The sequence below is a fragment of the Methylobacterium sp. ME121 genome (assembly GCF_000974725.1).
Taxonomy (GTDB): domain Bacteria; phylum Pseudomonadota; class Alphaproteobacteria; order Rhizobiales; family Beijerinckiaceae; genus Methylobacterium; species Methylobacterium radiotolerans.
In genome coordinates this window covers 1-6279 of sequence record NZ_BBUX01000131.1, presented here as the reverse complement: position 1 = coordinate 6279, position 6279 = coordinate 1, and the positions used below count along the sequence as shown (strand labels likewise).

Genomic DNA, 6279 nt, shown 5'->3' with positions numbered 1-6279 from the left:
GGGGGGACTGTCAGGAATTCCGTGTGCGGGCGGCGGGTTGAACATCAGGCCGCCATGGCCCGGGTGAAGCGCTCGCCGAAGATGACGGCGAACTGCGCCTTGGCCATGACCCACTCACGGGGCCCCATCTTCCACGCCTTCTCAGAGCGGTTCAAGACCAGGTAGAGCAGCTTCAGCGCGGCCTCGTCGGTCGGGAAGTGCCCGCGGGCGCGCACAGCCCGGCGCAGGGTGGCGTTCAGGGCCTCGATGGCGTTGGTTGTGTACAGGATCCGGCGCACCTCGCCGGGGAAGGCGTAGAACGGGACCACCTCGCCCCAGGCCCGTCGCCAGCTCTGGGCGATGGCCAGGATTGCGTCAGGGATGCGGGGTGCTTTGCGTCGTGCCATCGGGAACCTCCTTCGGGTCCACTATGGCCGCCCGCACACGAAATTCCTGACAGTCCCATGCCCGGAACGGACTTGAGCAGCGCCTCGGTCTCGCACCAGACCGGAGAGGCCTTGATGGCTTGACCAATGTCACCGTCGAGTTCCGAGAGTTCTCTCTCCAGGAAGGTGATGTGCCGATTGAGCCTCCGGATCAGCTGCTTGTCCACGGCTTGATCGCGGCGGTTGGTCAAGATCCACACGGTGTTGACCGACAACGGGGTGCAGTTCTGCCATGCTCCGCGCAACCGCTCAGGCCCGACGGCCCTCTACAGCCGGCACATGTTCGATCGCGTCTGCCAAGAGCACGGCATCGAGCATCGCCTGACCAAACCCAACCATCCGTGAACCAACGGTCAGGTCGAGTGGATGAACCGCACCATCAAGGACGCCACAGTCAAGCGCTACCACTACGACACGCACGAACAACTCCGAGCGCACCTGCAGCTGTTCGTCGACGCCTACAACCACGCCCGTCGGCTGAAGACCCTGCGTGGCCTCACGCCCTACGAGCATGTCCTTCAGGTCTGGACCAAAGAGCACGAACGCTTCAGGCTCGATCCGTCACACCACATTCCCGGACTATACACCTAACAATCCGTCTTGAAATCACACGCCGAAACAGGCTCTCAGGAGGGGATCTGGTTGCCTACGTTGAGGCGTTGACATAGGCTCGAAGATTGCAACGATCAGCGCAGCGCGGTGCATAAAATGGAAGATGAAGAATTTGTTGAGATTTTGTTCTTTGGTCTGCTCGGTCGTGCGCCCGATGCCGCTGCGCGTAGGAATTTCGTGTCTGCTTTAAAGAACGGTGCCGATCCAAGATTGCTTTACGCTCAAGTGTTTAATTCCCAAGAATTTGCAGAGCGCACTAAAAACATAAAGTGCAATCCCAATTCGGTTGGAGAAGTGTGCGTAACAGACGGTTCTGTGGCCCTACTTCCAGAGCATCAGGATAAGGCTCTCCGAATGCTTGGTCGTTTAGCCCCCATGGATGTGATCGGTTTCAATAAAGTGCGAGTGGGTCGGGATAATGATGGCGGCTACGTTATGATTGACGACTTTGAAGGAATTGCTGGTGCTTACTCTCTCGGCATCTCGGACGACGTTTCATGGGACCGCCAAATCGCCGAACGCGGCATCAGAGTTTTTCAGTATGATCATACGATAAATAGCTTGCCCGAAGAGCACCAGAATTTCAGGTGGTCAAAACTTAAGATTGCGGATTGCTCGGATGCAAAGCAGGGAACAACCTCAATTCCGGATCAGTTTATCTTAAACGGCCATAGTCCGAATCGTGACTACATATTAAAAGTCGATATAGAGGGGGCGGAGTGGGATGTTTTTGCTGCAGTTGATGCTAACTTCTTGGATTCGTTCAGGCAGATAGTGTGTGAATTCCATCATATCAATGAAGTGAGTAAGACTGATAAATTTGAGAAGATGTATAGGGCTGTTTGCAACTTAACTGCTCATCACAGTATTGTGCACGTACATGGAAATAATTATGCGCGTTGGGCTGTGATTGGTGGTGTTCCTGTCCCGGATGTGCTTGAAGTCACACTTGTCCGGAGTCGTGATAAGGAATTTAAGCCTGCATCTGGTACTTTTCCAAGTCAGTTTGACCAACCGAATTCTCCACATTTTGCGGATCTCATGCTGGGATCGTTCCGGTTTGGTGCGGTACATAATTGACTGCCGCTGCCAAGGAAATTTAGTCAAAAGCACCTAACAGAACGGACACGGATTGCGTGGGTGGGCGTTGGTGGTGATGGCTCGTCCGCTTCTGCTCGATGATCTCTGGACCGAGATTGCGCCGCGTCTGCCGCCGTTCCGCCCACGTCCAAAAGGCGGCCGGCGGCTGATCGAGGACCGAGCTGCGTTGACCGGCATTCCGTTCGTGCTGCGCTCAGGCGTTCCGTGGGAGATACTGCCAGCGGAGATGGGCTGCGGCTGCGGGATGAGCTGCTGGCGCCGCTTACGGGCCTGGTAGGCGGCCGGCGTGTGGGCGCGCCTGCATCAGGTGCTCTTGGTGCGCCTGCACGGGGCGGGTCAGATCGACTGGTGGACTTGCTCCGCAAAAGTGGAGAGCTCTTTTCCTGAAGGAGGAGGGCTCCGATGGCAGACCGGAAGCAGACCTTTAGCCCCGAGTTTCGTGCTGAGGCGGTGCGGTTAGCGCAGACGAGCGGGCGGTCCCGCCGCGAGGTCGCTGCCGATCTCGGCGTCGGGCTCTCGACGCTGCGCAACTGGATCGACGGCCGGCGTGAGCGGGAGATGGACCATCCGCCGGCCGATCGGCAGGAGGACTTGGCCGCCGAGCTCAAGCGCCTGCGGCGCGAGAACGAGGTGCTGCGCCAAGAGCGGGAGATCCTGAAGCGGGCCACGGCTTTTTATGGATGGCCCGCCCCTCACCGAGCGGCACTGCTAGTTTTGTAGTGCCGCCGACACGTGTCAACGGGCGCCGTCGCCGATCCGCACCGTGATGCCGCCTGCCTCCACCTCGATCCCCACCGCGCGGCGGCGCGATGAGGATCGTCTGATGCGCCGGCGTGGCGGCTCCGCCCGGGCGGGATCCACCGCCATGGGCTCGGGTGCGGTCACCGCCGGCACGAAAGCCGGCAGCGCCGCGGCCTGGCGCGCCTCGCGCCGCCACGTGAACAGCTGCTGCGGGGTCAACCCGTGGCGGCGGGCCACCACCGACACCACCGCGCCCGGAACGAACGTCTCCTCCAGGATCCGCGCCCGGTCGTCGGCGCTCCAGCGCCTGCGGCCGACCGCGCCGTCGATCACCTCGAAACGCCGGACCTTCCCCTCCGGCTCAAGTCTAAGGTCAAGTCGAGACACAAAACGATCCTCTCGTGCGGATCGTCAAACTGCCCGGTCAGGTTGCCCCACAGAAGATGGGGCCGGAACATCGCTTACAGACTTTCAACACCCGCCTCGGCGTAGCGCTGCTGCTAGCGCCATACGGCCGGGCGGCTGACGCCCGCCCGCCGGGCGACGTCCTGGACACTCAGGCGCTCGGCCGAAAGCAGGACGATGCGGGCGCGCTGGATATGTTTGAGCGCGCGAGAGCGGTCGCTGGCGATCGCAGCCAGCCGTGCCGCGTCGGTTGCATCGAGGAGCACGCATACCGTCTGAGACATGGCCCAGACTCGCACAACTCGCCGTCAACGTGAATCCTCCGTCCGCGTCACTGCACTAACCCGTCGCAAGCCGCCCGGGACCGGCTCTAGGTGGTCGGGCACCGGAACGGTTTTCTATATCCGTTCCGGAAATCAGCTTGAAATCATTGAGATTGTATGTCGCGGCATTCGCGAGAATTCATGTAATGCGCAGCCAATTGCTCAAAAACTTCGACATGGCGCTCGGCACAAGACTTCCAAGTGAACAAGCGTGCGCGCTCAAGCGCGTGCTTGGCGAGCACCGACCGCAGGGTGACATCGCTCGCAAGTGACTCTACTGCCATAGCGATTGCGGCCGGATCCAACGGATTGACGAGTAGTGCGCCATCTCCTGCAATCTCAGCCATGCTCGATCGATCAGACGTAACTACGGGAGTGCCACAGGAGAATGATTCAACAATGGGAAACCCAAAGCCTTCAGCCAGGGACGGGAACACCGTGCAGATAGCATTTGCATAAAGATCCCAAAGCTGCGCGTCTGGCACGTGGCCAAGGAAGTGAATCCGCGATCTCTCCTCACCTGCCAGCGCAACGAGTTCCTGTGAGGTAATCGACCAGCCAACTTGCCCGACGACCACCATTTGGAGCTCTCGCACCTGCGGCGAAAGATGCCGCATTGCGGCAATGACGCTGCGAAGATTCTTGCGCGGTTCGATGGTGCCTACGCAAACGAAATACGGGCGGCCCAGTTGGCCCGTGAATCTGTCTTCTGAGGCGGCACGCCGTAAGCGGTCGAGTTTAACGCCCAGATAGGCAACCGACGACGATGCATTTAATGTCGGGAAAGTCGTTTGTAGTGCCGCCTGGGTTGCGGACGATATACACAGCACATGGCTCACGCCAGTTAGATCGCGTAACTGCCTCCGAAATTTGGATATTGCCACCGCAGAGAACCATTCCGGATGGGAGAGCGGAAACAGATCACATAATGTGATTACATGCGGAATCGCCGCAAAGCGCGGATCTTTGCCGGAGAACGGGAAGTACGGGTAGAATACAACCCCCTTATTGAAATGCTGATCTGCTGGAGCGAAAGAACAGTCAGCTAAACTCTGCGCGCGAAGCTTAGCTGCGCTGGCAGCCAGTTCCTCCGCATGGAAGAGCTGCAGGTTCACGCGAGGATCGCGCATCAACTCTGCTAAAATATTCGAAACATAGCGATGAACGCCAGTGGCCGCTCTCGGGTCCGTGACTGCCATGCAAAGCACGTCTATATTCATGTAAACGGTTGTTTTGCCCTCAGTAATTCCATCGGACGATAGGAACGGTTTAATAGAATATTGCGACCCGCGATCATCTGACTGCAATGACTGGTCTGACCACGAATATTTCGCCTCTAGCCTAGATAGCACCTCGCGAACTAGGTCCTGACGCGCATAGCCTAATTCGAGTGCTCGCGTGATAACGGCCCGCTCAGCATCGGTTTCCCTCCGCCTCAGCAATACCGGATAAAGCATAGCCATGAATGCGTCGTGAGAGAGTCCGAGCAGGATTTCGAGATCCTGCTCGAGGCAAAGCGACGCTTGCCTCGGAGGAAAAAAATCTCGGTAGCGTATATGGCGCGCGTGTAAGGGCATATCCAAGATCTGCACAACCCGCAAAAGACGCGACCATGTCCGCATGCCCGGCTGCCGAACATGGCGCAGGAAGTACTGCACCAAAGCTCTCGCCTTCAGATCTTGCGGGCAGTAACGATCGATAATAAATAAAAGCGCCCGAGCATAATTAGCCGACCTAAAAGAGAAAAGTCTCTGATTGCGTTTAGCAAATATTCCTTCGTCAGACTCCGAGAAACGGTTATAGAGCCGGGCATCTGAACAGATCCAACGATCAATTCCAAAGCGTTCAGCACGCATTGTAAGCTCACTATCGGCGTGATAGTGCGGCGTGTTCTTAACGTCGTACAAGCCAATTTCGTGAAAGACCGAGCGATGCACAAGAGTACCGTTGCCGCATAAATAGTCTGCCGGAATAAGCCCTTCCTGAGAACGCGGAACCTGTGTGAGAGCGGTGTCCCAAGCCGACGCCATCGCCAGTTGCACAAAGGAACCCGTTGACCAATCGTTATAGGCGCCCACTCCCCAGAGCCGACCAGGTACGTCAGCGAATGAAATTACGCTTCCGACTATGCGCGCAGCGGCACTCTCCGCTGATCGCACGATGGTGGTCAGAAAATCAGGAGGTATGATTGCATCATCATTGATCGTAAGAATATACTCACATCCGTCATTTAGCGCTTGCTCCACGCCTATGTTGGTCGCGGCGGTCCAGTAGGCTGAGTCCGGTGCGTGGAGCACTACAAGGGAAGAGAGGCCAAGAGCTCGCAGAGCCTCCGGTGTCCCATCTGTGGAATTAGAATCGACTACGTACAGACGAAAGAATGGGTAATCTTGGTTATCGAGCATACGCGCGAAACCGATTGTCCACGCTTGTCTGTTGCGCGCTGGCGTGACTACACCGATCAGCGGGTATCGACTCAAAGGTTTCGAAGTAGGAGTATCGACGATAGATGGCTGCCACGCCTCGGCTGGCAAACGCGTCGGATTTGGCAAGCGACCTTCAGCGCGGCCGTAAAGGATGTAGTGCTCTTGCGGCTCCAACCCACAAGCAGCTATATCAGGGTAGTACGCTATATACCAATCGGGATCGACCTCCCGTCGCAGCATGTCGCG

Annotated in this window: 3 protein-coding genes and 6 pseudogenes; 4 read left to right on the top strand and 5 right to left on the bottom strand. The window is 57.7% G+C overall.

Features of this window, described 5'->3' with window-relative positions:
• Positions 1-44 precede the first annotated feature (44 nt).
• Together ME121_RS32120 and ME121_RS34780 are read right to left on the bottom strand one after the other, a co-directional pair.
• Positions 45-344: pseudogene (locus ME121_RS32120) on the bottom strand (transposase); the annotation flags it as partial.
• A 95-nt stretch (positions 345-439) separates the two neighbouring features.
• Positions 440-616: pseudogene (locus ME121_RS34780) on the bottom strand (IS110-like element ISMno7 family transposase); the annotation flags it as partial.
• On the opposite strand from ME121_RS34780, the pseudogene ME121_RS32115 reads away from it, so the two are divergent.
• The 4 genes and pseudogenes from ME121_RS32115 to ME121_RS32110 all read left to right on the top strand — a co-directional run.
• Positions 615-1016: pseudogene (locus tag ME121_RS32115) on the top strand (integrase core domain-containing protein); the annotation flags it as partial. The pseudogenes ME121_RS34780 and ME121_RS32115 sit on opposite strands and share 2 nt — an antisense overlap.
• A gap of 117 nt (positions 1017-1133) precedes the next feature.
• Positions 1134-2117: an FkbM family methyltransferase gene (locus tag ME121_RS34775; RefSeq protein WP_089231899.1), complete on the top strand. Its 984-nt coding sequence runs from the start codon at positions 1134-1136 to the stop codon at positions 2115-2117.
• Positions 2118-2193: 76 nt separating this feature from the next.
• Positions 2194-2487 (top strand): annotated as a pseudogene (locus tag ME121_RS34770) (transposase); the annotation flags it as partial.
• 53 nt (positions 2488-2540) lie between these two features.
• Positions 2541-2816 (top strand): annotated as a pseudogene (locus tag ME121_RS32110) (transposase); the annotation flags it as partial.
• A gap of 57 nt (positions 2817-2873) precedes the next feature.
• On the opposite strand, the gene tnpA reads toward ME121_RS32110, so the two are convergent.
• The 3 genes and pseudogenes from tnpA to ME121_RS34765 form a co-directional block, all read right to left on the bottom strand.
• A complete protein-coding gene (gene tnpA, locus ME121_RS32105; protein ID WP_059410279.1) occupies positions 2874-3266 on the bottom strand; it encodes an IS66-like element accessory protein TnpA in 393 nt (130 codons plus the stop codon).
• A 116-nt stretch (positions 3267-3382) separates the two neighbouring features.
• Positions 3383-3568, bottom strand: a pseudogene (locus tag ME121_RS32100) (helix-turn-helix domain-containing protein); the annotation flags it as partial.
• A 143-nt stretch (positions 3569-3711) separates the two neighbouring features.
• Positions 3712-6279: glycosyltransferase (locus tag ME121_RS34765; RefSeq protein ID WP_491892939.1), on the bottom strand; the 2568-nt coding region annotated here is incomplete at its 5' end.